The sequence below is a fragment of the Pseudomonas alkylphenolica genome (genome assembly GCF_016009175.1).
In the GTDB taxonomy this organism is placed as follows: Bacteria; Pseudomonadota; Gammaproteobacteria; order Pseudomonadales; family Pseudomonadaceae; genus Aquipseudomonas; species Aquipseudomonas alkylphenolica_B.
This window is the reverse complement of sequence record NZ_JADUCM010000012.1, coordinates 1-25338: the sequence shown is the minus strand read 5'-3', so window position 1 is coordinate 25338 and position 25338 is coordinate 1. Positions and strand designations below refer to the sequence as shown.

Sequence of the window (25338 nt, the reverse complement as noted above, 5' to 3'; positions counted from 1 at the left end):
TATGCCTGCTGCAACAGCCACCAGCCCCTGGTACAAGCACCTCTGGCCATGGATCATCATCGGGGTGCTGGCCACCTCGGTGACCCTCAGCCTGACCATGGTCACCATTGCCGTGAACAACCCGGACAATCTGGTCAACGACAACTACTACGAGGCCGGAAAAGGCATCAACCGCTCACTGGACCGCGAACTGCTGGCACAAACCCTGAACCTCAAGGCCAGCGTGCACCTGGACGAACTGACCGGTGAAGTCGACGTGCGCCTGAGCGGCAACAGCCAGCCGAAAACCCTGGAGCTGAACCTGATTTCCCCCACCCAACCGCAAAAGGATCGCAAGATCATCCTGACCTTGAGCGCCAACGAAGCCGGCCGCTACGTCGGCCAGCTCAATGACAAGGTCGAAGGACGCCGCTTCGTCGAACTGCTGGGCAGTCAGGACGAACACACCTGGCGCCTGTTCGAAGAAGAGCAAGTCGGCCATGACACCACCCTGCAGCTGGGCGATGAAGCGCTGCAAGGGGCTGAACACCTCGAAAAATGAGTTGCCTCCATTGCCGACCCGGCCAGCCCCACCCGCTGGGCGCTGGCCGTGTCGGCGATGGCACCTGAAATGACAGCGAAGATTGCCATGACCAGCCCCACGCCTTGCTACCACTGCGCCCTGCCCGTTCCCGCCGGCAGTCACTTCACCGCCGTGGTACTCGGGGAAGACCGGCTGTTCTGCTGCCCGGGTTGCCAGGCCGTGGCCGAGGCGATTGTTGCCGGCAACCTCGAGAGTTACTACCAGCACCGCAGCGAAGCAAGCGCCAACCCCGATGCCCTGCCCCAGCAACTGGTCGACGAGCTGGCGCTGTATGACCGCGCCGACGTGCAGAAACCGTTCGTTCGCCACAGCGGCGAGCTTGCCGAAACCACCCTGCTGATCGAAGGCATCAGCTGCGCTGCCTGCGGCTGGCTGATCGAAAAACACCTGCGCAACCTGCCCGGCGTCAGCGAAGCGCGGCTGAACCTGTCCAACCATCGCCTGCACGTCAACTGGGCCGATAGCCAGTTGCCGCTGTCGAAGTTGCTCGCCGAGCTGCGCCACATCGGTTATGCCGCCCACCCCTACCAGGCCGACCGCGCCGCCGAACAACTGGCCAAGGAAAACCGTACCGCCCTGCGGCAACTGGGTGTCGCCGGCCTGCTGTGGTTTCAGGCGATGATGGCAACCATGGCCACCTGGCCGGAATTCAACATCGACCTGAGCCCGGAGCTGCACACCATCCTGCGCTGGGTCGCGCTGTTCCTGACCACGCCGATCGTGTTCTACAGCTGCGCGCCGTTCTTCCGCGGCGCCGCCCGTGACCTGCGCACCCGCCCCCTGACCATGGACGTCTCGGTATCGCTGGCCATCGGCCTGGCCTACAGCGCCGGGATCTGGACCGCGATCACCGGCAGTGGCGAGCTGTATTTCGACGCGGTGGGCATGTTCGCCCTGTTCCTGCTGGCCGGGCGCTACCTCGAGCGGCGGGCCCGCGAACGCACGGCGGCGGCCACCGCGCAACTGGTCAACCTGCTGCCCGCCTCGTGCCTGCGCCTGGGCGCAGCAGGCCAGAGCGAGCGGATCCTGCTGAGCGAGCTACAACTGGGCGACTGCGTACTGATCCAGCCCGGCCATGTGGTGCCCGCCGACGGGCGCATTGTCAGCGGCCAGTCCAGCGTCGACGAGTCGCTGCTGACCGGCGAATACCTGCCGCAAGCGCGTCGCGCCGGCGATGTGGTCACGGCCGGTACCCTCAACGTCGAAAGCGCATTGACCGTTGAAGTCCAGGCCCTGGGCCAGGACACCCGGCTGTCAGCCATCGTGCGCCTGCTTGAACGCGCCCAGTCGGAAAAGCCGCGCCTGGCCGAAATCGCCGACCGCGCCTCGCAATGGTTTCTGCTGTTCTCCCTGGTCGCCGCGGCGGCGATTGGCCTGCTGTGGTGGCACCTGGACCCGGACCGGGCGTTCTGGATTGTCCTGGCCATGCTGGTCGCCACCTGCCCTTGTGCCCTGTCGCTGGCCACCCCTACTGCGCTGACCGCCGCCACCGGCACCCTGCACAAACTTGGCCTGCTGCTGACCCGCGGCCACGTCCTGGAGGGCCTGAACCAGATCGACACGGTGATCTTCGACAAGACCGGCACCCTCACCGAAGGCCGCCTGACGCTGCGCTCTATTCGCCCGCTGGGCGCTACCGACGCGGACCAGTGCCTGATGCTCGCCGCCGCCCTCGAGAACCGCTCCGAACACCCGATCGCCCGCGCCTTTGGCCGCGCCAGCGTTGCCGCCGATGACGTTCAGGCAGTGCCCGGGCTTGGCCTCGAAGGGCGGGTCGAAGGCCGGCGCCTGCGCATTGGTGAACCGGCGTTCGTCTGTACCTTGAGCGGCGCCACGGCGCCGACGATGCCGGCTGAGCCCGGCCAGTGGTTGCTGCTGGGCGATGAGCAAGGCGCGCTGGCCTGGCTGGTGCTCGATGACCGCTTGCGCAGCGACGCTGCCGACTTGCTCGCAGCCTGTCGCGCCCGTGGCTGGCGCACCCTGCTGCTGTCCGGCGACAGCTCGCCGATGGTCCAGAGCGTGGCCGCCGAACTGCACATCGACCAGGCCATTGGCGGCCTGCGGCCAGACGCCAAGCTGGAAAAACTCAAGGCCCTGCAGCAGCAAGGGCACAAAGTCCTGATGCTCGGCGATGGAGTCAATGACGTGCCGGTGCTGGCCGCGGCCGACATCAGCATTGCCATGGGCTCGGCCACCGACCTGGCCAAGACCAGTGCCGACGCCGTGCTACTGTCCAACCGTCTCGACGCCCTGATCCAGGCCTTCAGCCTGGCGCGTCGCACGCGGCGGATCATTATCGAAAACCTGCTGTGGGCAGCGCTGTATAATGGTCTGATGCTGCCCTTTGCGGCCCTGGGCTGGATCACACCAATCTGGGCGGCTGTCGGCATGTCGGCCAGCTCGCTGATCGTAGTGCTCAACGCCCTGCGCCTGACCCGCGTCAGTGCGGCGACCGTCAGCGGCGCAGACACCCGCGCCTCACACCCGGCCACGGCCTGATCAGGAGCTCCCATGCCCGCGCTATACATCATGATTCCGGCAGCGTTGCTCATCGTCGCGATTGCCGTGTACATCTTCTTCTGGGCGGTGGACAGCGGTCAGTACGACGACCTCGACAGCCCGGCCCACAGCATCCTGTTCGACGACCAGGACCCGCAGCACACCGCCGCCATGAACGAAGCCGACGGCAACAAACCCGACGACGGCGCCCCACCCCGTGCTTGAACTGCTGCCGCTGCTCAGCTCGGCGCTGATTCTCGGTCTGCTCGGCGGCGGCCACTGTCTGGGCATGTGCGGCGGCCTGATGGGCGCCCTGACCCTGGCCATCCCCAAGGAACAGCGCAGCCGGCGCTTCAACCTGCTGCTGGCCTACAACCTCGGACGCATCCTCAGCTATGCCGCTGCCGGTTTGCTGCTTGGCCTGGCCGGCTGGGCCGTGGCCAGCAGCCCGTTCGCCCTGGGCATGCGCGTCGTGGCGGGCTTGCTGTTGATCAGCATGGGCTTGTACCTGGCCGGCTGGTGGAGCGGGCTGACCCGCATCGAACGCCTTGGCCGTGGACTGTGGCGCCACATTCAGCCGGTTGCCAACCGCCTGCTGCCAGTGTCCAGCCTGCCACGGGCGCTGTTGCTGGGTGCGCTGTGGGGCTGGCTGCCGTGCGGACTGGTGTACAGCACGCTGCTGTGGGCCGCGAGCCAGGGCAATGCCATCGACAGCGCGCTGCTGATGCTGGCGTTCGGCCTCGGCACCTGGCCGGTGCTGCTGGCCACAGGGCTGGCCGCAGAGCGCACCAATGCCCTGCTGCGCAAACGCGGCGTGCGTGTCGCTGGCGGCGTGCTGGTGATCCTGTTCGGCCTCTGGACATTGCCTGGCCCCCACCAGCACTGGCTGATGGGTCACTGAAGCGCCGTTGATGCAAATCAACAAGCGCTTTTGCACTGCCCCCTAGAATTTGCCCACTGCTGCTCATTCCAGGGACTACCCACATGCTCGACGCACTTCGTTGGGACGAAGACCTGATCCGTCGCTACGACTTGTCTGGCCCTCGCTACACCTCCTACCCGACCGCCATGCAACTGCACAGTGAAGTCGGCTCGTTCGACCTGCTGCACGCCTTGCGCGACAGTCGCCGCGCCGTACGACCGCTGTCGGTGTACGTGCATGTGCCGTTCTGCGCGAACATTTGCTATTACTGCGCCTGCAACAAAGTCATCACCAAGGACCGTGCACGCGCCCAGCCTTATCTGCAGCGCCTGGAGCAGGAAATCCAGCTGATCGCCTGCCACCTCGACCCGAAGCAGACGGTCGAGCAACTGCATTTCGGCGGCGGCACCCCGACCTTTCTCAGCCATGTCGAGCTGCGCCAGTTGATGAGCAGCCTGCGCCAGCATTTCAACCTGCTGGATGACGACTCCGGCGACTATGGCATCGAAATCGACCCGCGCGAAGCCGACTGGCCGACCATGGGCCTGCTGCGCGAACTGGGCTTCAACCGCGTCAGCCTCGGCGTGCAGGACCTCGACCCTGAAGTGCAACGGGCAATCAACCGCCTGCAAACCCTGGAGCAGACCCGCGCCATCATCGATGCGGCGCGTACCCTGCAGTTTCGGTCGATCAACCTCGACCTGATCTATGGCTTGCCCAAGCAGACACCGGAAGGCTTTGCCCGCACCGTGGAGGAAGTGATCAAGCTGCAACCGGACCGCCTCTCGGTGTTCAACTACGCCCACCTGCCGGAACGTTTCAAACCCCAGCGGCGCATCGACAGCAACGACCTGCCGGCACCTGCAGCGAAACTGCAGATGCTGCAGCGCACCATCGAACAACTGACCGAAGCCGGTTACCGCTACATCGGCATGGACCACTTCGCCCTGCCCGATGACGAACTGGCCATCGCCCAGGAAGAGTCGACCCTGCAGCGCAATTTCCAGGGCTACACCACCCACGGCCACTGCGACCTGATCGGCCTGGGCGTGTCGGCCATCAGCCAGATCGGCGACCTGTACTGCCAGAACAGCAGTGACCTGAACCACTACCAGGACACTCTTTCGAGTGCCCACCTGGCCACCAACCGCGGCCTGGTCTGCAACAACGACGACCGCGTACGGCGCGCGGTGATCCAGCAACTGATCTGCCATTTCGAACTGGACTTCGAAGCCATCGAGCAGGCCTTTACCCTCGACTTCCGTGGTTACTTCAAGGAAGAGTGGCCGGCCCTTGAGGCCATGCACAAGGACGGGCTGATCACCCTCAGCAACCAGGGCATCCAGGTGCTGCCCGCCGGGCGCCTGCTGGTGCGTTCGGTGTGCATGGTGTTTGACGCCTACCTTGGGCTGCACAGCCAGCAGCGCTTCTCCCGAGTCATCTGACCGCCTGCGCCGGCGCTGTTTACAGCGATATTTGTAAAGCACACTATGTTTAATGTTGACAGGGGGTCTGACGAAAAGTCGCACCCCTGCCAGCGCACCCTACCCGGGTGCGGACTGGCCCTAACCCCATGCCCTGAGTTACCCTTACGGCTTATGTGTGCTTTACACCAAGGAATGAAGAAATGTCAGAGCCAGTCAAACTGCGCCCCCACAACCAGGCCCATTGCAAGGATTGCAGCCTGGCGCCCTTGTGTCTGCCATTGTCGTTGAACATGGAAGACATGGATGCACTGGACGAAATCGTCAAACGTGGGCGACCGCTGAAAAAAGGCGAGTTTCTGTTCCGTCAGGGTGACAACTTCTCTTCGGTTTACGCTGTGCGCTCCGGCGCCCTGAAAACCTTCAGCCTGAGCGACAGCGGTGAGGAACAGATCACCGGCTTCCACCTGCCCAGCGAACTGGTCGGCCTGTCCGGCATGGACACCGAAGCCTACCCGGTATCGGCCCAGGCCCAGGAAACCACCTCGGTCTGCGAGATCCCCTTCGAACGCCTCGACGAGCTGTCCGTGCAACTGCCGCAACTGCGCCGCCAGTTGATGCGGGTGATGAGCCGCGAGATTCGCGATGACCAGCAAATGATGCTGCTGCTGTCGAAGAAAACTGCCGACGAGCGTATCGCCACCTTCCTGGTCAACCTCTCGGCGCGCTTCCGTGCCCGCGGTTACTCGGCCAATCAGTTCCGCCTGAGCATGTCGCGCAACGAAATCGGCAATTACCTGGGGCTGGCGGTAGAAACTGTTTCACGCGTTTTCACCCGCTTTCAGCAAAACGGCCTGATCGCCGCCGAAGGCAAGGAAATCCACATCCTCGACCCGATCCAGCTGTGTGCGCTGGCCGGCGGCTCGCTGGACAGCTGATTTCTCCGGATACAGGTATACTGGCGGGTATTCGTTTCTCAGGATACCCGCCTCATGCACAGCGACACTTTCGACCTCAAAGCCCTGATTCGCCCGGTTCCGGATTTCCCCAAGCCCGGCGTGATCTTTCGTGACATTACCCCGCTGTTCCAGTCACCACGCGGCTTGCGCCATGTGGCCGACGCCTTCATCGAGCGTTATGTCGAGGCCGAATTCAGCCATATCGGCGCCATGGATGCCCGCGGCTTCCTGATTGGCTCGATCATCGCCCACCAGCTGAACAAGCCGCTGATCCTGTTCCGCAAGCAGGGCAAACTGCCTGCCGACGTACTCGCCGAAGGCTACCAGACCGAATACGGTGAAGCCTTCCTCGAAGTGCACGCCGACAGCCTGTGCGAAGGCGACGCGGTACTGATTTTCGATGACCTGATTGCCACCGGTGGCACCTTCGTGGCCGCCACCAACCTGGTGCGCCGCATGGGCGCACAGGTGTTCGAGGCGGCGGCGATCATTGACCTGCCGGAGCTGGGTGGTTCGCAGAAGCTGCAATCGCTGGGTGTGCCGACTTTCTGCCTGACCGAGTTCTCGCTGAGCGAACGCTAAATAATTGATTCTTGGGGTTCAGGCTGCGAGCTTATCCATTCAATGGGCGCCGCTTACGGCCCCTTCCGCCCTTACGGCGGCCTACTTTCCTCTTGGGGAAAGTAGGCAAAGCCGCTCGCTCCTGCATACGGCCCTACGCTTCGCTCCGGGTCCCTTCCCTCCGGCACCTTCCGGGGCCACGCGGCCTACGACTTGCTTCGCCAAGTCTACATCTCGCGTCTTCGGCTTCGCCGAAGGTGCTGCGCACTGCCCCTACAGGTACCTCCACTCAGCCTCCTGAAGTCGCAGTTTGCGGCGTCTGAACTTGCGTGCATAAAGATCTAAATCAAAAGCCGGATCAAGATCAACAGCGAGTCAGCTTTTTGATTTCGAAGATGCGCCCGTATCGGCGCCGCGGATTGCTTTTGCGACTTCAGGAGGCTGAGTGGAGGTGTCCGGAGGGGGCTGGTGCGCAGCACCCTTCGGCCTTGGCCGAAGTTCGCGAGCCGGAGACTTGGCGAAGCAAGTCGTAGGCCGCGATGCCCCTGGAGGGCGCCGGAGCGAAGGGACCCGGAGCGAAGCGCAGGGCCGTATGCAGGAGCAGGCGGTTTTGCCTACTTTTTCCAAGAAAAAAGTAGGCCACCGTAAGGGCGGAAGGCGCCATCAGCAGCGCTACAGGGAACGGATAAGCTCACCGTAGCGCAAAGAGGCCCTTAGTTCACAGTGCAATCGGCTTGCGCCCCGCAAAGGAGTGCGCCAGCGTCCCGCCGTCCACCAGTTCCAGTTCACCACCCAACGGCACGCCATGGGCAATACGCGAGGCCACCAGGCCTTTGTCGGCCAAAAGCTGCGCGATGTAATGCGCCGTCGCCTCACCTTCCACCGTCGGGTTGGTGGCCAGGATCACCTCGGTGAAGCTGCCCTGCGCCTCGATACGCGCCATCAGTTGCGGAATGCCAATCGCATCCGGGCCAAGGCCATCGAGCGGCGACAAATGCCCCTTGAGCACGAAATAGCGACCACGGTAACCGGTCTGCTCCACCGCATAGACATCCATCGGCCCTTCGACCACGCACAACAGCGTGTCGTCCCGACGCGGGTCCGCGCATTGCGGGCACAACTCCTGCTCGGTCAAGGTACGGCACTGACGGCAATGGCCGACCCCTTCCATGGCCTGGCTCAAGGCCTGCGCCAGGCGCAGCCCGCCGCTGCGGTCACGCTCCAGCAATTGCAGAGCCATGCGCTGAGCGGTTTTCTGGCCGACACCCGGCAGCGTACGCAGGGCATCGATCAGTTGGCGAATCAGAGGACTGAAGCTCATGGTCATTAGCCTGAAAATTCAATAAAGCCGGAAAACGACAATGGGAGCAACGGCCTCACAGCCGTGCTCCCACCGAGGGTACTACGGAGTTGCTTCAGAACGGCATCTTGAAGCCAGGTGGCAGCTGCATGCCGGCAGTCATGCTGCCCATCTTGTCCTGGCTGTTCTGCTCGACTTTACGCACCGCGTCGTTGACGGCGGCGGCGATCAGGTCCTCGAGAACCTCTTTGTCTTCCTGCATCAGGCTGTCGTCCAGGCTGATGCGCTTGACGTCGTGACGACCGGTCATCACCACACTGACCAGGCCGGCGCCCGATTGGCCAGTCACTTCGGCGTTGGCCAGTTCTTCCTGCATCTTGGCCATTTTTTCCTGCATCTGCTGGGCCTGCTTCATCAGGCCGGCCATGCCACCTTTCATCATGGGGATCACCTCAAATTTAGACTTACGGGGTGCGGCGAGGGTCATGCCCGGGCCGCTTGTGTCATTCGGTCATTCGCCCTGGGTTACCGGGGCGTCTACAGGCTCAATGGTATCGTGTCGAACCATGGCGCCAAACTGCTTGATCATTTGCTGGATAAGCGGGTCGGACTCGATCGAAGCCTCGGCCTCGCCCTGACGCTCGGCACGCTTGCGGGCTGCCGCCTGGGCCGGGGTTTCCTGCTCCGGGCGAATCAGCTCGATGGTCAGCTTCAGCGTGCGCCCGAAATGCTGGTTCAGGGCATCGTTCAGGCGCCGTTGTTGCGTGGCATTGAACAGCGCACTGTGCGCAGGGTCCAGGTGCAGCAGCCAGTCATCGCCGTCTGCGGCCATCAGCGTACAGTTGGCGGCGATACTGCCGGTCATCCCGGAGATCGGCAACTGCGGGAATAATTCCAGCCATTGCAGCGCCAGCCCGGTGGCCGGCATCGCCGCCGGCATGGGTTCAGGGGCAGCGACAGGCGCCTCTTCGTGCACATGCTCGATCGCCAGCTCATCCAGATAACTGTAGCTGGCCGGATCCATTTCCGGCTCGTAGTAATCTTCGTCCAGCGGTGGCTCGTCGTCGCGCTCCATGCCGGCAGGGCTGTAGCCAACGCCATCGTCGTGAGGTGGCTCATCGTGACGCGCGGCGGCCTGAACCGGTGCGGGTTCGGGCTGTGGCGCCGCGACAACCGGCTCAGGCTCAGGTTGGGGCTCAGGCTCGACTTCGGGCTCGGCAACGGCCTGAGCCTCGACAGGGTCGTTCCAGGGCAGATCGACGACAGGCTCGGGCGCTGGCGCCGCGGCTTCGACCGGTTCGGGTTGCACAACCGGCTCAGGCTCAGCTTCAGGCTCAGGGGCAATGGCTGCAGGCTCGGCGACAACGACCGCAGGCTGGGCTACTGGCGCCTGGACTACCGCCGGCGCAGCCGGTTCGGCTGCTGCCACGCTATTTGCAGAATCAGCTGTGGCCTGGCTGATCCCCACCGGCTTTAGTACCGGTTTCGGTGCATCGTCGGTATCGGCCGGGCGGAACGCCAACATCCGCAGCAAGACCATCTCGAAGCCGCCCCGCGGATCCGGGGCCAGTGGCAGGTCGCGGCGGCCGATCAGGCCCATCTGGTAATAGAACTGCACATCTTCGGCCGGCAATGCCTGAGCCAGGGCCAGCACCCGGTCACGATCGCCCTGACCGTTGTCCACGGCCTCGGGCAAGGCCTGGGCAATGGCGACGCGGTGCAGCACATTGAGCATTTCCGCCAGCACACCGCTCCAGTCCGGCCCCTGCTCTGCCAGGTGACGAACCGCTTCAAGCAAGGCCCGCGCATCGCCTTCGAGCAATGCCTGCAGGACACCATAGACCTGACCATGATCGAGGGTGCCGAGCATGGCGCGCACATCGGCCGCCAGTACCTTGCCTTCGCCAAAGGCGATGGCCTGGTCGGTGAGGCTCATGGCATCACGCATCGAACCGTCGGCGGCACGCCCGAGCAACCACAGGGCATCGTCTTCGAACGGCACGTTCTCGGCGCTGAGCACATGGCTCAGGTGCTCGACCACCCGCTCGGGGGTCATGTTCTTCAGGGAGAACTGCAGGCAGCGCGACAGAATGGTCGCCGGCAGCTTCTGTGGGTCGGTGGTGGCGAGGATGAACTTGACGTAGGGCGGCGGCTCTTCCAGCGTCTTGAGCAAGGCGTTGAACGAGTGACTGGACAGCATGTGCACTTCGTCGATCAGGTAGACCTTGAAGCGACCACGGCTTGGCGCGTACTGCACATTGTCGAGCAGCTCGCGGGTGTCTTCGACCTTGGTGCGGCTGGCGGCGTCGATTTCGATCAGGTCAACGAAACGCCCTTCATCGATCTCCCGGCACACCGAACAGGTGCCGCACGGGGTCGAGGTGATGCCGGTTTCGCAGTTCAGGCACTTGGCGATGATCCGCGCAATGGTAGTCTTGCCCACGCCACGGGTACCGGTGAACAGGTAGGCATGGTGCAGGCGCTGGTTATCCAGTGCGTTGATCAAAGCCTTGAGCACATGGGTCTGGCCGACCATTTCGCGGAACGAGCGCGGACGCCATTTACGTGCAAGAACCTGATAACTCATCGAAAACCGTCAAATTGATAGACCAAAGACCGCTAATCGTAGCGGAGCAGGCCTGAAATTGCATCCGCTAAGCAGTACAACGACTAAGCTTTGTTCGCCAGGATGCGTATGCCAGACAGGGAGAGGCTGATGCGTTGGGTTTTAAGCCTGTTGCTGCTGTACGTCGGCCACCTGCCAGCCAATGAACTGCCACCCCTGCGCTTTGCCATTGCAGAGAGCTGGGCCATGCCGCTGGTGCGCATCGAGAACAATCAGCCTGTCGACGGCATCATGTTCGACCTGATGAGCACCCTGGCCGCCCGCGTCCAGCGCCGCCCCGAGTTCCATGTGCTGGCACGCCTGCGCATACAGGCCGCCATGGAGCGTGGCAGTGTCGATGTCCGCTGTTTTGTCATGCCCTCGTGGCTAGGTAGCCAGTCGGGCAACTTCACCTGGAGCCTGCCGCTGTTCGAGCAGCGCGACTGGCTGGTGGCCCGCCACCAGGAAACCACCCCTGCTGCGCTGAGCGACCTGCCCAGCCAGACCATCGGCACCGTGCTCGGCTACCGCTATGCCACCCTGCAGGCAGAATTCGACAACGCGCATTTTGCCCGCGACGACGCACGCAACCAGCAGCAGGTTCTGGAAAAGCTGCAGGCCGGGCGCTACCACTATGCAGTGAGCAGCCAGATGAGCCTGGACTGGTTCAATCGCTCCCAACCGCCGGGCCGCCGTCTGAAACCGGTCGCACTGCTCGAAGAACAGGCGCTGAGCTGTTATGTACGCAATGATCCCGAAGTGCCGACACAAAGCATTTTGCGCGAACTGCTGATCATGAAGATGTCGGGGGAGATCGAACGGATCGTTCAGCATCACACGGGCGTACTGGAGAGCCAGACACATACTGCCGCGACAGGACGCAAGGCCGACGATAACGAGTAAACAAGAAGGATGCTGAAGCAGAATCAAGCGCAAGGCTTGAAGAATGGAGGCAACCCCACCAGCCACACCCCGGCACACAATGTTCCCGCTGTGGCTGCTCCCTTCCGGGCCTGACCAGGTTAACGGGTAATCGTTGCGGGGGGACCGATGGGGTCACCATAACAACACTCGCCTGGCAGCGAGCGGGGCCATTGTACCGGTCTGGCGCCAAGATACAACCTCCCCGTTGCGAAAAAACCACTCTGGCTCAAGTACTTGTGACACTCAGGCGGCCCGCCCCTGAACCACCAGGTGGATAAAGTGCAGCTTGGCGACCACCGGCGTGCTGAGGATGAACGGGTAGAAATCCACTTGCCCCATGCTCCGTGACAGCTCATTGAGCATCGCTGAAAGCTCGATCCAGGCATTGATAAACGCCAGGAACAGATCAGCCTCGGGGTCGTCCGGACGGTACAGGTCCTGACGCTTGAACGGCGGATAGTCGAGTTCCAGGCTGCTCGCGTTCATGCCCAGCGCCAGCGCGGTGTCGAGGGCATCGGTCATGTGCAGGTAGTGCGCCCAGGTTTCTGCCCAGTCTTCCCAGGGGTGCATGGTCGCATAGGCACTGACATGGGCTGCAGCCCAATCACTCGGTGCGCCTTGTTGATAGTGGCGCTCCAGCGCGTCGCTGTAGCTTTCGCGCTCATCGCCGAACAGCGCGCGATAGCCTTCAAGCCAGCCACTGCTGGCGATCAGACGGTCCCAGTAATAGTGCCCCACCTCGTGACGCAAATGGCCGAGCAGGGTTCGATAGGGTTCGTGCAACTGCACGCGCACCCGCTCACGCCAGTCGTCATCGGCTTCACGTACATCCAGGGTGATCAGGCCATTGGCATGACCGGTGACCGGCGCATTGCCTTCCAGGTCGACGCCCAGGAAGTCGAATGCCAGCCCTGCGCCCTCGCCTTCCTGCTTGGGCTCGACCGGCAAGCCAAGGTGCAGCAATTGCGCCACCAGGCGGCGCTTGGCGGTCTCCAGCTTACGCCAGCGCGGGGGATTGTCGGTCACCGACAGGTCCGGAATGGTCCGGTTCAGGCGACAGGCCAGGCAAAAGCTGTCGGACTCGTCAGCGCTCAGCAGCCAGTTGCAGGCCGCTGGCGTATCGAGGTTGGCACAGCGGCGCAGTGCGCCCGCGTCCGGTTCGCCGTCGAGCAGCCAGACACCCTCGCTGGCACCGGGCAGCAGGCTGGCGACCCGATTGCCCGGTGGCCAGTAGCCCAGCGCCGTCTGGCATGCCAGGCACTGACTGTTGCGAAAGAACACCGACTGCCCGCACTGGCATTGCCAGACCCGGTCCGGTGGACGCTCCCGACTGACGAACGACGCTGCAATCCTGGCGCCCAGCTGCTCAAAAAAACGGTACATGGCGATCTCTCCTGGCTGCCGCCAAGACTAGACCATCGGCACCGCCAGGCGTTGCCGTGTTTACACGGCAATACCCTGCTCAGCGAGGAAGGCCACGAAGGCATCCTCGTCCAGCACCTTGAGCCCCAGCTCATTGGCCTTGGCCAGCTTCGAGCCGGCGCCCGGCCCGGCCACCACGCAATGGGTCTTGGCCGAAACCGAGCCGGCAACCTTGGCGCCCAGGCTTTCCAGCTTGTCTTTGGCCACGTCGCGGCTCATGCGCTCCAGCGAACCGGTCAGCACCCAGGTTTGCCCCGCCAGCGGCAAGCCGGCTGCGACCTTCTTCTCGCTTGTCCAGTGCATGCCGAAATCCAGCAACTGGGCCTCGATCGCCAAGGCCAGGGCGGCATTGGCCGGTACCTGGAAGAACGTGCGCACCGCCTCGGCCGGCTTGGCCGCCAGGGCCTGGCGCAAGTCGATGCCGTCGGCGGCGATGATTTTCTCCAGGCTGTCGAGCTTGGCCACCAGCTTTTCTGCCCCGGTAGGCCCCACAGAGGGGATGTCCAGCTTGGCAATCAGGCCGGCCAGGGTCGCACTGGCGGCGAACTCGGCACTCAACTCGCCCTCGTCCTGCAACTGCAGGCCATGCTCAAGCAGTTGGGCAATGACGGTACGGTTGTGGTCATCCTCGAAGAAGCTGTGGATCTCGTAAGCCACCTCAAGGCCGACATCCGGCAGGTAGGTCAGCACCTGCGGCAGCGCCACCATGACCCGCTGCAGCGAGCCCAGCGAGCGCGCCAGCACCTTGGCGGTCTCTTCACCGACATCGGGAATGCCCAAGGCATAGATGAAGCGCGCCAGGCCCGGTGTCTTGCTGGCGGCAATCGCGGCCAGCAGCTTCTTGCTCGACATCTCGGCGAAGCCTTCAAGCTCGACGATCTGCTCGAAGGTCAGCAGGTAGAGATCGGCCGGCGAACGGATCAGGCCTTCATCGACCAATTGCTCGACGCTTTTCTCACCCAGCCCGTCGATGTCCATGGCCCGCCGCGAAACGTAGTGAATGATCGCCTGCTTGAGCTGCGCCGCACACGCCAGGCGACCAACGCAACGGTACACGGCACCCTCGCTGACCGACTCCTTGCCCTTGCTGCGCTTGATCAACTGCGTGCGCTCGACCTGCGACCCACACACCGGGCACTCGGTAGGAATATGCACAGGGCGGGCATCGGCAGGACGGCGCTCGGTCACTACCTGCATGACCTGCGGAATCACGTCACCCGCCCGACGAATGATCACGGTATCGCCGATCATCAGGCCCAGGCGTGCGACTTCATCCATGTTGTGCAGGGTGGCATTGGACACCGTCACCCCGGCGACCTTCACCGGCTTGAGCCGCGCCACCGGCGTCACCGCGCCGGTACGCCCGACCTGGAATTCCACATCCAGCACTTCGGTCAGTTCTTCCATGGCCGGGAACTTGTGGGCAATCGCCCAGCGCGGCTCGCGGGCACGGAAACCCAGTTCCCGCTGCGCGGCCAGGCTGTTGACCTTGAACACCACACCGTCGATTTCGTACGGCAGGTCGTTACGGCGTGCGCCGATATCACGGTAGTACTCAAGGCATTCAGCCACGCCTGCTGCATGGCGCAGTTCGCGGCTGATCGGCATGCCCCAGGCCTTGAGCTGCTCCAGGGTACCGATGTGGGTGTCTGCCAGTGGCGCCGAAACCTGGCCCAGGCCGTAGCAGCAGAACTCCAGCGGACGGCTGGCGGTGATCTTCGAATCCAGCTGGCGCAAGCTGCCCGCCGCAGCGTTACGCGGGTTGGCGAAGGTCTTGCCACCGGCTTCGATCTGCGACTGGTTGAGGCGCTCGAAGCCGGCCTTGGACATGAACACTTCACCGCGCACTTCAAGCACGGCCGGCCAGCCCTCGCCCTGCAGTTTCAGGGGGATGTTACGCACGGTACGAACGTTGACACTGATGTCTTCACCGGTGGTGCCGTCGCCGCGGGTAGCGCCCTGCACCAGCTGCCCGTCCCGGTACAGCAGGCTCACGGCCAGGCCATCGAGTTTAGGTTCACAGCTGTAATCCACCGCCGCCCCGTCACCGAACCGGTCACCGGCCGGCAGATCGAGCCCCTCGACCACGCGCCGGTCGAACTCGCGCAGGTCGTTTTCCTCGAAGGCGTTGCCCAGGCTGAGCATCGGCACCTCGTGGCGCACCTGGCTGAACGCCGACAACGCCGCGCCACCGACGCGCTGGGTCGGTGAATCGGCCGTTACCAGTTCAGGGTGCTCGGCCTCCAGGGCCTTGAGCTCGTTGAACAGACGGTCGTATTCGGCGTCCGGAACGCTGGGTTCGTCGAGCACATAGTAGCGATAGTTGTGCTGGTCGAGTTCGGCGCGCAATTCGAGGATTCGGGATTCGGCGGTCATTTTCGTATTCTCTTGCAAAGCAAAAGAGCAGCCTGGGCTGCTCTTTGGGCATGTCTCTACTCGCTGCAGTGTATCTCGCCGGCAAGCCGGCGAAGCTGTCAGCGTTTCTGGGTCAGTGCGCGACGCTCGAATTCGACGATGCGCTGACGGTAGTGCTCGATGGTCTGGGCGGTCATCACGCTGCGCTGGTCGTCCTTCAGCTCGCCGTTGAGTTCATGAGCCAGTTTGCGGGCTGCTGCGACCATGACGTCGAACGCCTGCTTGGGATGACGTGGCCCCGGCAGACCAAGGAAGAAGCTCACAGCGCGGGTGCTGAAATGGTCGATGTCATCCAGGTCAAATACACCCGGCTTGACTGCGTTCGCCATGGAGAACAGCACTTCACCATTGCCGGCCATGCTTTCGTGGCGGTGGAAGATGTCCATTTCGCCAAAACGCAGGCCGCTTTCCAGAATGTTCTGCAACAGGGCCGGGCCTTTGAAGCCACCCTCGTCGCGGGAAATCACGCTGATCACCAGCACTTCTTCAACCGGTGGCAGGTCGCGGCCTTCACTGGAACCGAAGCCGGTACCGCTGTTGCGGCTCTCATCCGGGTAGTCGTCGTCAATGGCGGCAAACAGGTCCGGCTCTTGCTCACGCGGCTCGGCAGCCAGGTTCAGGTCGCCCTGTTGCGGCTCGTTGCCACGCTTGCGCTTGGAGCCTTTCGACGGCTTGCCGCTGTCACGCTCACGCGCAGCAGTCATGGACGGCAGGTCATGCTCGTCCAGCTCAGGCTCCTTGTGGGTGTCCAATACCCGCGGCGGGCCGATCACCTCGGGGCTGCTGTCTTCATCCGGCAGATTGGAGAAGCTGCGATCCAGACGGAATTTCAGCTTGCCCTTGCCACCGCGCATGCGGCGCCAGCCGTCAAAAAGAATACCGGCAATGACAATGATGCCGATGACGATCAGCCACTCGCGCAGACCGATTTCCATGTAATCCTGTGCCTCTGTAAAAAATGCTGAAAAATAAAGGGTTTAAACCCCTTTAAAACGTGGCGCCAACTCTATGTTCTGACAGGCGTTTTACCCACGCAAAAAATAAGTGACATTAAGCTAGCACGACCAAAGATAACTTTACACCGTCTGTCGCAACTGACAGGGCCATTTAGCGCAGGTTCACGCTATATCGCCTCCAATCAGGCGTCGACCATGGCCATCGCCTCCTCCACATCAACTGCTACAAGGCGTGAACAACCCGGCTCGTGCATGGTAACCCCCATCAACTGGTCAGCCATTTCCATGGCGATCTTGTTGTGGGTGATATAGATGAATTGCACGGTCTGACTCATCTCCTTGACCAGGCGGGCATATCGCCCGACGTTGGCATCGTCCAATGGCGCATCGACTTCATCGAGCATGCAGAACGGTGCCGGGTTGAGTTTGAAAATGGCAAATACCAGGGCCAGTGCGGTCAGCGCCTTTTCTCCGCCCGAGAGCAAATGGATGGTGCTGTTCTTCTTGCCTGGCGGCCGCGCCATAATTGTCACCCCTGTATCGAGTAGATCTTCGCCCGTCAGTTCCAGGTAAGCGCTGCCGCCACCGAAAACTTTTGGGAAAAGTGCCTGTAAACCGGCATTTATCTGATCAAAGGTATCTTTGAAACGGTTGCGGGTTTCCTTGTCGATCTTGCGAATGACGTTTTCCAGGGTATCCAGGGCTTCGACCAGGTCGGCATTCTGCGCATCGAGGTAGCGCTTGCGCTCGGACTGCTGCTGGTACTCGTCGATGGCGGCCAGGTTGATCGCACCCAGGCGCTGGATCCGGGCATCGATACGCTCCAGCTCTTGCTCGGCTTCCTGTTCGCTGGCGGTTTCGTTCAGGGTGTTCAACACCCCTTGCAGGTCGTAGCCGTCTGCCTGCAGCTGTTCCTGCAGGGTTTTGCGCCGCACGCTCAGGCCCTGCCACTCCAGGCGGTGCTGCTCCAGCTGACCGCGCAGCAACTGGCCCTGCTGCTCTGCCTGGGTGCGACGTTTTTCCACGTCCCGCAGTTCGCGATCGGCTTCATCCATGTGCAGGCGCGCCTGACGCATTTCGTCATCGACGCTCATGCGCTTTTCCAGCAGTTCCTCAAGCTTCAGGCGCAGCTCTTCAAGCGGCGCTTCGCCCTCCTCCAGATTCAGGCTGAGCTGCTCGCGCTTTTCGGTCAGACGCTCCGATTGCAGCTCCAGGCGCTCCAGCGCCTGACGCGTGGAGTCATGCTGGGCGCGCAGCGAACCCAGGCGCACGGCCAGCTGATGGGCGTGGTCCTTGTGCTGGCGGGCTTCCTGACGCACCCGATCAAGGCGTTCGCGCAAACTGTCGCGCTGGGCCATCAACAGCTCGCGCTGTTCGGTGTCCTGGGCCATCAGTTCCAGTGCTTCCTGCAGCTGCAGGCGCGACTCACCGAGGTTTTCGCTTTCGAGGGCGCGTTGCTCGACCAGCTCGATCAGCTCTTCTTCCAGACGCCGGCGCCGCAAGCTCAATTGCTCGGCGCGCGCCTTGCCCGCCGACAGACGCGCGTTCAACTCACTCTGCTGACGGGCTTCATCCTGGGCGCGGCGACGCAACTGCTCGCGACGCTCTTCCAGCCCTTGCTGCTGCTCACGCTGTTGCTGAAGCTGGGCGTCGAGCAGCTCAAGCGCCGCCTCCTGCTCCTGACGCTCCAACCCGAGTTGCTCCAGCTCCTGGGCACGGGCCAGCAGGCCACCCTGGGCGTCGCTGGCGCGATTGACCCGCAGGAAGTGACGACCGACCCAATACCCGTCGCGGCTCACCAGACTCTGGCCAGCACTCAACTGACTGCGACGCGCCAAGGCCTGCGCCAGGTCTTCTACAGGCACCACCTGACCCAGCCAGGGCGCCAGGTCGATTCGCCCTTCGACCTTGTCGAGCAGGCTGCCGGCAATTCGTGAGCTATCGGTCGTGGACTCAAGCAGGCGCAGGTCGCCCTGACTGAATGCGCTCAGGTCTAGCTCAGTGAAATCATCGACCAGTACGGCCTGCAGGTCAGCGCCCAGCACGGTTTCTACCGCCAGCTCCCAGCCCGGCTCGACCCGAAGGCCTTCCGCCAGGCGCGGATGCTGCTCCAGGCCTTGCTCACGCAGCCATTGCGCAGTGCCGGTGCCCGGATCGAGTGCGGCTTGCTGCAGGGCCTCAAGCGATGCCAGGCGGCCGCCCAGGCGTTGCAGCTCGCCCTGAGCCTGCTGCTGCGCCGCCGCTGCCTGCTGAAGTTGCTCACGCAGCGCTTCCAGCTGTTCAACTGCTTGCTGTTCCTGCAGGTGCAGGTCTTCAAGCACCAGGTCGCTGCTGGCGAGCTGTTCGCCCAGTTCCAGAATGGCAGCGTCTTCCGGGTCCGCACTGAGCTGGTCACGTTCTTCGCCCAGTTTGCGCTGGCGCTCGGCAAGCCGCTCCAGTGCCTGCTCAAGCTGCTGGATACGCGCCTGCTGCACTTCGGCCTGGCGACGCGGCTCGGCGGAACGGGTGTTGAACGTGTCCCACTGCTCCTGCCAGCCATGCATGGTGCCTTCAGCTTCTTCCAGGCCCGCCGCCGACTCTTCGGCGGCGGCCAGGGTCATGGCCTGCTCGGGCTCGATAAGCTCGAGTTCTTCACCCAGCGTGGCCAGCAAGGTGCGGTCGTGCCCCAGGTGCGACTCGGTTTCAAGGCGCGAGCGCTCTGCTTCCTTGAGGTCATCCTGCAACTGGCGCAAACGCTGCTGGCCATGCTGGATACTCTGCTCGACCCGGGCAATGTCGCCGCCGACCGAATAAAAGCGGCCCTGCACCAGATTGAAGCGTTCGGACAGCTCATGGTGACCATCGCGCAAGCGCTCGATGCTGGCATCGGCATTGCGCTGCTCGGCCATCAGCGCCTCGAAGGCCACTTCCTGGTCACCGATCACCGCTTCGCGCTGGGCCACCTGCAGGTTCAGCGCCTGCCAGCGCAATGCCGACAACTGCGCCTTGAGCTGGCGCTCTTCGGCTTTGTATTCCTTGTACTTCTCGGCGGCCTGGGCCTGACGGTGCAAGCGCTCAAGCTGGCGCTCCAGCTCTTCGCGCAGGTCGGTCAGGCGCTCAAGGTTTTCGTGGGTGCGACGAATGCGGTTTTCGGTCTCGCGCCGGCGCTCCTTGTACTTGGAGATACCGGCCGCTTCTTCGATGAAGTTGCGCAGGTCTTCCGGCTTGGCCTCGATCAGCTTGGAGATCATCCCCTGTTCGATGATCGAGTAGCTGCGCGGCCCCAGGCCCGTGCCGAGGAAGATATCGGTGATATCGCGGCGCCGGCATTTGGTGCCGTTGAGGTAATAGGTGTTTTGCGCGTCACGGGTGACTTTGCGGCGGATGGAGATTTCCGCGTAGGCGGCGTATTCACCAACAAGGGTGCTGTCAGAGTTATCGAATACCAGCTCGATACTGGCCTGGCTGACCGGCTTGCGGCTGGTCGAGCCATTGAAGATGACATCGGTCATCGACTCGCCGCGCAGGTTTTTTGCCGAGCTTTCGCCCATCACCCAGCGCACCGCATCGATGATGTTGGACTTGCCGCAGCCATTGGGGCCGACAACGGCCGCCATGTTGCTGGGGAAGTTGACCGTAGTGGGGTCGACGAACGACTTGAACCCGGCCAGGCGAATGCACTTCAGGCGCATGCTCAGGCAGACGCCAATGCCGCCAGCACCAGCTCGCAGCTGCGCTGGCAGTACTCGGCCAGCACCGTGCGAATCCGTGCCTGGTCGCGTGCAATCACGGCCTCGAGCAGGTTGGCGAACAGGGCCAGAAAATCGCTCATCTCGGCCTTGCGTTGATCCAGCGCCAGGTAATAGGCACGGCTCATCGCCGGCTGCAGGTTTTCAACGGTTTCCTGCAGGTAAGGGTTGTTGGCGAACGGATAGGCGGCGCGCATCACCGCAAAGCTTTCTTCGACGAAGGCCTTGATGTCCTGGTTTTCCAGGGCCACGGTCAGGCGCTGCTGGATCTTGAGGAATGCCAGCAGGTCGGTGTCATGACGCCAGCCCTTGGCCACGGCATTGCCCAGCAGGGTGTAGAGTTCGCCCATCAGCGTGCACAGGCTGCGCACACCGTGCTCGTCGAGCTCGGTCACGTGTGCGCCACGACGCGGCAGGATGGTCACCAGGTGGCGACGTTCAAGGATCAGCAAGGCTTCGCGCACCGAGCCGCGACTGACATTCAACGCCTGGGTGACCTTCTGTTCCTGGATCCGCTCGGCAGGCTTCAGCTCGCCGCGGATAATCCGCTCGGCCAGGTAGTGGGCAATTTGCTCGGAGAGGCTGTCCGGCGCCTTGAACGTCATGGTTGTCCTTCGAAATCATTGAACGGTGCAAAGGGCGCAATTGTAGCGCACTTGCCCCTGCGTCGCGCAGGGGCCTGGGAGCAGAAGTTGGCACGAATCACGCTGCTTTTACGTAAATGGCCGGCAAACAGTTCCGCCTGTGGCGCAGGACTATGCTCAATAGAAGAAGCACCTGTAGCAGGTGGGTAATGGGCTGGAAAATTTCCTGACCCTGAGGTCAGAAAATTGTTGACCTAAAAATCAAGTCTGCTTACAGTCCGCTCAACAACAATAAACCGCGTGTGAGGCCTTCCCGTGATCCAGTTTCTTCTTAACCAGGAGCTGCGCAGTGAGCATGCCCTGGATCCCAACCTGACCGTGCTGCAATACCTGCGCGAGCACCTGGGCAAGTCCGGTACCAAGGAAGGCTGCGCCAGCGGCGATTGTGGTGCCTGCACCGTGGTGGTCGGCGAGTTGAGCGAAGACGACGACGGCCGCGAGCACATCCGCTACCGCAGCCTGAACTCCTGCCTGACGTTTGTCTCGTCACTGCACGGTAAACAACTGATCAGCGTTGAGGGCCTCAAGCATCAGGGTCAGCTGCACAGCGTGCAACAGGCCATGGCCGACTGCCACGGTTCGCAATGCGGCTTCTGCACCCCGGGCTTTGTCATGTCGCTGTTTGCCCTGCAAAAGAACAGCGATGCACCAGATCTGCACAAGGCCCAGGAAGCGCTGGCCGGCAACCTCTGCCGCTGCACCGGCTACCGCCCGATCCTGGCCGCCGCCGAACAGTCCTGCTGCCAGGCCAAGCCCGACCAGTTCGACACCAACCAGGCGCAAACCATCGCCCGCCTCAAGGCCATTGCACCGAGCGAAACCGGTGAGCTCAACAGTGGCGACAAGCGCTGCCTGGTGCCGTTGACCGTGGCTGATCTCGCCGATCTTTATGGCTCGCACCCTGAAGCACGCCTGCTCGCTGGCGGGACCGACCTGGCGCTGGAAGTGACCCAGTTCCACAAAACCCTGCCGGTGATGATCTACGTCGGCAACGTCGCCGAACTCAAGCGTATCGACAGCACCGACGCGCACCTCGAGATCGGTGCCGCCACGCCACTGACCGACTGCTACGATGCCCTGAGCCGCGAGTACCCGGACTTCGGTGAACTGCTGCACCGTTTCGCCTCGCTGCAGATCCGCAACCAGGGCACGCTGGGCGGCAACATCGGCAACGCCTCGCCGATCGGCGATTCCCCGCCCCTGCTGATTGCCCTGGACGCGCAGGTGGTACTACGCAAAGGCGAAAGCACGCGCACCCTGGCACTGGAAGACTACTTCATCGACTACCGCATCACTGCCCGCCAGGAAAGCGAGTTCATCGAGAAGATCATCGTGCCGCGCGCCCGTAGCGGCTGGACATTCCGCGCCTATAAAGTCTCCAAGCGCCTGGATGACGATATTTCCGCCGTTTGCGCAGCGTTCAACCTGCGCATTGAAAACGGCGTGGTCGAAGCCGCACGCATCGCCTTCGGCGGCATGGCCGCAATCCCCAAACGTGCCCGCGCCTGCGAAGCCGCACTGGTGGGCAAAGCCTTGAACCAGGCCAGCATCGAGCGTGCCTGCCAGGCCCTGGCCGAAGACTTCACCCCGCTGTCGGATTTTCGCGCGAGCAAGGAATACCGCCTGCTCAGCGCGCAGAACCTGCTGCGCAAATACTTCATCGAACTGCAAACGCCGCACATCGAAACCCGGGTGACCGCTTATGTCTAATCATCACGTCGCCAAAAGCCAGGCAGAAATGGCCGCACTGTTCAGCCAGGACCTGACCACCGGTGTCGGTCGCAGCCTCAAGCACGACAGCGCCGACAAACAGGTCAGCGGTGAGGCGCAGTACATCGATGACCGCCTGGAATTCCCCAACCAGCTGCACGTGTATGCGCGCATGTCCGACCGCGCCCATGCGCGGGTGCTGAAAATCGATACCAGCCCCTGCTATGCCTTCGAAGGGGTGCGTATCGCTATCACCCACGAAGACATCCCCGGCCTCAAGGACATCGGCGCGATCATGCCCGGCGACCCGCTGCTGGCCATCGACACAGTCGAGTTCGTCGGCCAGCCGGTGCTCGCTGTTGCCGCTCGCGACCTGGAAACTGCACGCCGTGCAGCCATGGCCGCCATCGTCGAATACGAAGACCTGGAACCGGTCCTGGACGTGGTCGAGGCCTTGCGCAAAAAACATTTTGTGCTCGACAGCCACACCCACAAGCGCGGCGACTCGGTCAGCGCCCTGGCCAGCGCGCCACACCGCCTGCAGGGCACCTTGCACATCGGTGGCCAGGAGCATTTCTACCTGGAGACCCAGATCTCCTCGGTGATGCCCACCGAAGACGGCGGGATGATCGTCTACTGCTCGACCCAGAACCCCACCGAAGTGCAGAAGCTGGTCGCTGAAGTGCTCGATGTACCGATGAACAAGATCCAGGTCGACATGCGTCGCATGGGTGGCGGCTTCGGCGGCAAGGAAACCCAGGCTGCCAGCCCGGCGTGCCTGTGCGCGGTGATCGCGCGCCTGACCGGCCAGCCCACCAAGATGCGCCTGCCGCGGGTCGAGGACATGCTGATGACCGGCAAGCGTCATCCGTTCTATGTCGAATACGACGTTGGCTTCGACGACAGCGGTCGCCTGCACGGCATCAACCTCGAGCTGGCTGGCAACTGCGGTTATTCGCCGGACCTTTCGGCGTCCATCGTCGACCGCGCCATGTTCCACTCCGACAACGCCTACTACCTGGGCGACGCCACGGTCAACGGCCACCGCTGCAAGACCAACACCGCGTCGAACACCGCCTACCGCGGCTTCGGCGGCCCACAGGGCATGGTCGCCATCGAGGAGGTGATGGACCACATCGCCCGCCACCTGGCCGCCGATCCGCTGTCGGTGCGCAAAGCCAACTACTACGGCAAGACCGAGCGCAACGTTACCCACTACTACCAGACCGTCGAGCACAACATGCTCGAGGAAATGACCGCAGAGCTGGAGGCCAGTGCCGACTACCACGAGCGCCGCGAGTCGATTCGTCGCTTCAACGCCCACAGCCCGATCCTGAAAAAAGGCCTGGCGCTGACCCCGGTGAAATTCGGCATTTCCTTTACTGCCAGCTTCCTCAACCAGGCCGGTGCGCTGGTGCACGTCTACACCGACGGCAGCATTCACCTGAACCACGGTGGCACCGAAATGGGCCAGGGCCTGAACACCAAGGTCGCGCAAGTGGTGGCCGAAGTGTTCCAGGTCGATTTTGACCGGGTTCAAATCACCGCCACCAACACCGAGAAGGTACCCAACACCTCGCCGACGGCGGCCTCCTCCGGCGCCGACCTCAACGGCAAGGCCGCGCAGAATGCGGCAGAGACCATCAAGAAGCGCCTGGTCGAGTTTGCCGCACGCCAGTACAAAGTGACCGAAGAAGATGTCGAGTTCCGCAACAACCATGTGCGTATCCGCGACGAGATTGTCAGCTTCGACGCGCTGATCCAGCAGGCCTATTTTGCCCAGGTGTCGCTGTCGAGCACCGGTTTCTACAAAACCCCGAAAATCTACTACGACCGCAGCCAGGCCCGTGGCCGTCCGTTCTACTACTTCGCGTTCGGCGCGGCGTGCGCCGAAGTCATCGTCGATACCTTGACGGGCGAATACAAGATGTTGCGTACCGACATCCTGCACGACGTCGGCGCCTCGCTGAACCCGGCCATCGACATCGGCCAGGTGGAGGGCGGCTACGTACAGGGCATGGGCTGGCTGACCACCGAAGAGCTGGTGTGGAACGCCAAGGGCAAGCTGATGACCAATGGCCCGGCGAGCTACAAGATCCCGGCCGTGGCCGACATGCCGATCGACTTCAGGGTCAAGCTGGTGGAAAACCGCAAGAACCCGGAAGATACCGTGTTCCATTCCAAAGCCGTGGGTGAACCGCCGTTCATGCTGGGCATTGCCGCCTGGTGTGCGATCAAGGATGCCGTGGCCAGCCTGGCTGACTACCGCGTGCAGCCACAGATCGATGCGCCGGCAACCCCTGAGCGTGTGTTGTGGGGGTGTGAGCAGATGCGCAAGGCGGTGGCAGCCCGCGAGGCGGCCGTCGAGGTTGAGACCGTGACTCCGTAAAGCGCCCATCAAGGGCAAGCCCGTTCCTACTGTGGGAGCGGGCTTGCCCGCGATGAGGCCAGCACAGGCACCCGATAGGTAAGTGAATATGCACACCTGGATCAACGCCCTCGCCGACCTGCAAGCCCGCGGTGAAGCCTGCGTACTGGTGACCATCATCGAAGAGCGCGGCTCGCCGCCCCGCCACGCCGGGTCGAAGATGGTGGTGAGCGCCCCACACCGGTTGGACACCAACGGTGGGGGGCCCCGGGGATAAAAAGGCATGAAAATAGCCCCGCCAAAGGGTGGCGAGCGCCG

18 protein-coding genes, 1 other RNA gene and 1 pseudogene are annotated in these 25338 nt (G+C 62.9%); 11 read left to right on the top strand and 9 right to left on the bottom strand.

The features are described from left to right. The first annotated feature begins 1 nt into the window (after position 1). The 7 genes from I5S59_RS12735 to I5S59_RS12705 all read left to right on the top strand — a co-directional run bounded on the left by I5S59_RS12735 (position 2) and on the right by I5S59_RS12705 (position 6969). Positions 2-541 (top strand): FixH family protein, encoded by a 540-nt coding sequence (locus I5S59_RS12735; RefSeq protein WP_197876939.1) that lies wholly within the window; start codon positions 2-4, stop codon positions 539-541. A gap of 87 nt (positions 542-628) precedes the next feature. After that, entirely contained in the window at positions 629-3082 is a 2454-nt protein-coding gene (locus tag I5S59_RS12730) for a heavy metal translocating P-type ATPase (RefSeq protein WP_197877013.1), read from the top strand. A gap of 12 nt (positions 3083-3094) precedes the next feature. Next, entirely contained in the window at positions 3095-3307 is a 213-nt protein-coding gene (gene ccoS / locus I5S59_RS12725; protein WP_197876938.1) for a cbb3-type cytochrome oxidase assembly protein CcoS, read from the top strand. Then, positions 3300-3983 (top strand): sulfite exporter TauE/SafE family protein, encoded by a 684-nt coding sequence (locus tag I5S59_RS12720; protein ID WP_197876937.1) that lies wholly within the window; start codon positions 3300-3302, stop codon positions 3981-3983. The genes ccoS and I5S59_RS12720 overlap by 8 nt, the downstream gene beginning before the upstream one ends. Before the next feature lie 83 nt (positions 3984-4066). Next, on the top strand, positions 4067-5449 hold the full coding sequence (gene hemN, locus I5S59_RS12715; RefSeq protein WP_197876936.1) for an oxygen-independent coproporphyrinogen III oxidase: 1383 nt from the start codon (positions 4067-4069) through the stop codon (positions 5447-5449). Between the two features lie 182 nt (positions 5450-5631). After that, a complete protein-coding gene (gene fnrA / locus I5S59_RS12710; RefSeq protein ID WP_197876935.1) occupies positions 5632-6366 on the top strand; it encodes a fumarate/nitrate reduction transcriptional regulator Fnr in 735 nt (244 codons plus the stop codon). A 54-nt stretch (positions 6367-6420) separates the two neighbouring features. Then, positions 6421-6969: an adenine phosphoribosyltransferase gene (locus I5S59_RS12705; RefSeq protein WP_197876934.1), complete on the top strand. Its 549-nt coding sequence runs from the start codon at positions 6421-6423 to the stop codon at positions 6967-6969. Positions 6970-7666: 697 nt separating this feature from the next. Here I5S59_RS12705 and recR read toward each other — a convergent pair. The 3 genes from recR to dnaX form a co-directional block, all read right to left on the bottom strand. Then, positions 7667-8269 carry a recombination mediator RecR gene (gene recR, locus I5S59_RS12700; protein WP_128324433.1) on the bottom strand — a complete coding sequence of 201 codons (603 nt, stop codon included), beginning with the start codon at positions 8267-8269 and terminating at the stop codon, positions 7667-7669. Positions 8270-8363: 94 nt separating this feature from the next. Continuing rightward, positions 8364-8690 (bottom strand): YbaB/EbfC family nucleoid-associated protein, encoded by a 327-nt coding sequence (locus I5S59_RS12695; RefSeq protein ID WP_128324432.1) that lies wholly within the window; start codon positions 8688-8690, stop codon positions 8364-8366. A gap of 69 nt (positions 8691-8759) precedes the next feature. Beyond that, complete coding sequence (gene dnaX, locus I5S59_RS12690; protein WP_197876933.1) at positions 8760-10835, bottom strand: DNA polymerase III subunit gamma/tau; 2076 nt, start codon at positions 10833-10835, stop codon at positions 8760-8762. Positions 10836-10964: 129 nt separating this feature from the next. On the opposite strand from dnaX, the gene I5S59_RS12685 reads away from it, so the two are divergent. After that, positions 10965-11756 (top strand): substrate-binding periplasmic protein, encoded by a 792-nt coding sequence (locus I5S59_RS12685; RefSeq protein ID WP_197876932.1) that lies wholly within the window; start codon positions 10965-10967, stop codon positions 11754-11756. Between the two features lie 53 nt (positions 11757-11809). Here the strand turns inward: I5S59_RS12685 and ffs are convergent. The 6 genes from ffs to I5S59_RS12655 form a co-directional block, all read right to left on the bottom strand. Next, positions 11810-11906, bottom strand: an RNA gene (gene ffs / locus I5S59_RS12680) — signal recognition particle sRNA small type. A 114-nt stretch (positions 11907-12020) separates the two neighbouring features. Further along, complete coding sequence (locus I5S59_RS12675) at positions 12021-13160, bottom strand: zinc-binding metallopeptidase family protein (protein WP_197876931.1); 1140 nt, start codon at positions 13158-13160, stop codon at positions 12021-12023. A 60-nt stretch (positions 13161-13220) separates the two neighbouring features. After that, positions 13221-15575, bottom strand: a complete 2355-nt coding sequence (gene ligA / locus I5S59_RS12670) for an NAD-dependent DNA ligase LigA (protein ID WP_197876930.1) — start codon at positions 15573-15575, stop codon at positions 13221-13223. Positions 15576-15673: 98 nt separating this feature from the next. After that, a complete protein-coding gene (zipA, locus tag I5S59_RS12665; RefSeq protein WP_197876929.1) occupies positions 15674-16549 on the bottom strand; it encodes a cell division protein ZipA in 876 nt (291 codons plus the stop codon). Positions 16550-16752: 203 nt separating this feature from the next. Continuing rightward, positions 16753-20241, bottom strand: a complete 3489-nt coding sequence (gene smc / locus I5S59_RS12660) for a chromosome segregation protein SMC (RefSeq protein WP_197876928.1) — start codon at positions 20239-20241, stop codon at positions 16753-16755. A gap of 2 nt (positions 20242-20243) precedes the next feature. Next, the gene (locus I5S59_RS12655; RefSeq protein ID WP_197876927.1) at positions 20244-20903 is read right to left on the bottom strand and encodes a GntR family transcriptional regulator; all 660 of its coding nucleotides are present in this window, start codon (positions 20901-20903) and stop codon (positions 20244-20246) included. A 294-nt stretch (positions 20904-21197) separates the two neighbouring features. On the opposite strand from I5S59_RS12655, the gene xdhA reads away from it, so the two are divergent. The 3 genes and pseudogenes from xdhA to I5S59_RS12640 form a co-directional block, all read left to right on the top strand. After that, on the top strand, positions 21198-22652 hold the full coding sequence (gene xdhA, locus I5S59_RS12650; RefSeq protein ID WP_197876926.1) for a xanthine dehydrogenase small subunit: 1455 nt from the start codon (positions 21198-21200) through the stop codon (positions 22650-22652). Next, positions 22645-25041 carry a xanthine dehydrogenase molybdopterin binding subunit gene (gene xdhB / locus I5S59_RS12645; protein ID WP_197876925.1) on the top strand — a complete coding sequence of 799 codons (2397 nt, stop codon included), beginning with the start codon at positions 22645-22647 and terminating at the stop codon, positions 25039-25041. The genes xdhA and xdhB overlap by 8 nt, the downstream gene beginning before the upstream one ends. 88 nt (positions 25042-25129) lie before the next feature. Then, positions 25130-25285, top strand: a pseudogene (locus I5S59_RS12640) (XdhC family protein); the annotation flags it as partial. Positions 25286-25338 lie beyond the last annotated feature (53 nt).

What these genes read in the sequence shown, in the direction of transcription:
- I5S59_RS12735 (WP_197876939.1), top strand. Translation starts at nt 2, where the DNA reads ATGCCTGCTGCAACAGCCACCAGCCCCTGGTACAAGCACCTCTGGCCA.
- I5S59_RS12730 (WP_197877013.1), top strand. Translation starts at nt 629, where the DNA reads ATGACCAGCCCCACGCCTTGCTACCACTGCGCCCTGCCCGTTCCCGCC.
- ccoS (WP_197876938.1), top strand. Translation starts at nt 3,095, where the DNA reads ATGCCCGCGCTATACATCATGATTCCGGCAGCGTTGCTCATCGTCGCG.
- hemN (WP_197876936.1), top strand. Translation starts at nt 4,067, where the DNA reads ATGCTCGACGCACTTCGTTGGGACGAAGACCTGATCCGTCGCTACGAC.
- fnrA (WP_197876935.1), top strand. Translation starts at nt 5,632, where the DNA reads ATGTCAGAGCCAGTCAAACTGCGCCCCCACAACCAGGCCCATTGCAAG.
- I5S59_RS12705 (WP_197876934.1), top strand. Translation starts at nt 6,421, where the DNA reads ATGCACAGCGACACTTTCGACCTCAAAGCCCTGATTCGCCCGGTTCCG.
- recR (WP_128324433.1), bottom strand. Translation starts at nt 8,269, where the DNA reads ATGAGCTTCAGTCCTCTGATTCGCCAACTGATCGATGCCCTGCGTACG.
- I5S59_RS12695 (WP_128324432.1), bottom strand. Translation starts at nt 8,690, where the DNA reads ATGATGAAAGGTGGCATGGCCGGCCTGATGAAGCAGGCCCAGCAGATG.
- dnaX (WP_197876933.1), bottom strand. Translation starts at nt 10,835, where the DNA reads ATGAGTTATCAGGTTCTTGCACGTAAATGGCGTCCGCGCTCGTTCCGC.
- I5S59_RS12685 (WP_197876932.1), top strand. Translation starts at nt 10,965, where the DNA reads ATGCGTTGGGTTTTAAGCCTGTTGCTGCTGTACGTCGGCCACCTGCCA.
- I5S59_RS12675 (WP_197876931.1), bottom strand. Translation starts at nt 13,160, where the DNA reads ATGTACCGTTTTTTTGAGCAGCTGGGCGCCAGGATTGCAGCGTCGTTC.
- ligA (WP_197876930.1), bottom strand. Translation starts at nt 15,575, where the DNA reads ATGACCGCCGAATCCCGAATCCTCGAATTGCGCGCCGAACTCGACCAG.
- zipA (WP_197876929.1), bottom strand. Translation starts at nt 16,549, where the DNA reads ATGGAAATCGGTCTGCGCGAGTGGCTGATCGTCATCGGCATCATTGTC.
- smc (WP_197876928.1), bottom strand. Translation starts at nt 20,241, where the DNA reads ATGCGCCTGAAGTGCATTCGCCTGGCCGGGTTCAAGTCGTTCGTCGAC.
- I5S59_RS12655 (WP_197876927.1), bottom strand. Translation starts at nt 20,903, where the DNA reads ATGACGTTCAAGGCGCCGGACAGCCTCTCCGAGCAAATTGCCCACTAC.
- xdhB (WP_197876925.1), top strand. Translation starts at nt 22,645, where the DNA reads ATGTCTAATCATCACGTCGCCAAAAGCCAGGCAGAAATGGCCGCACTG.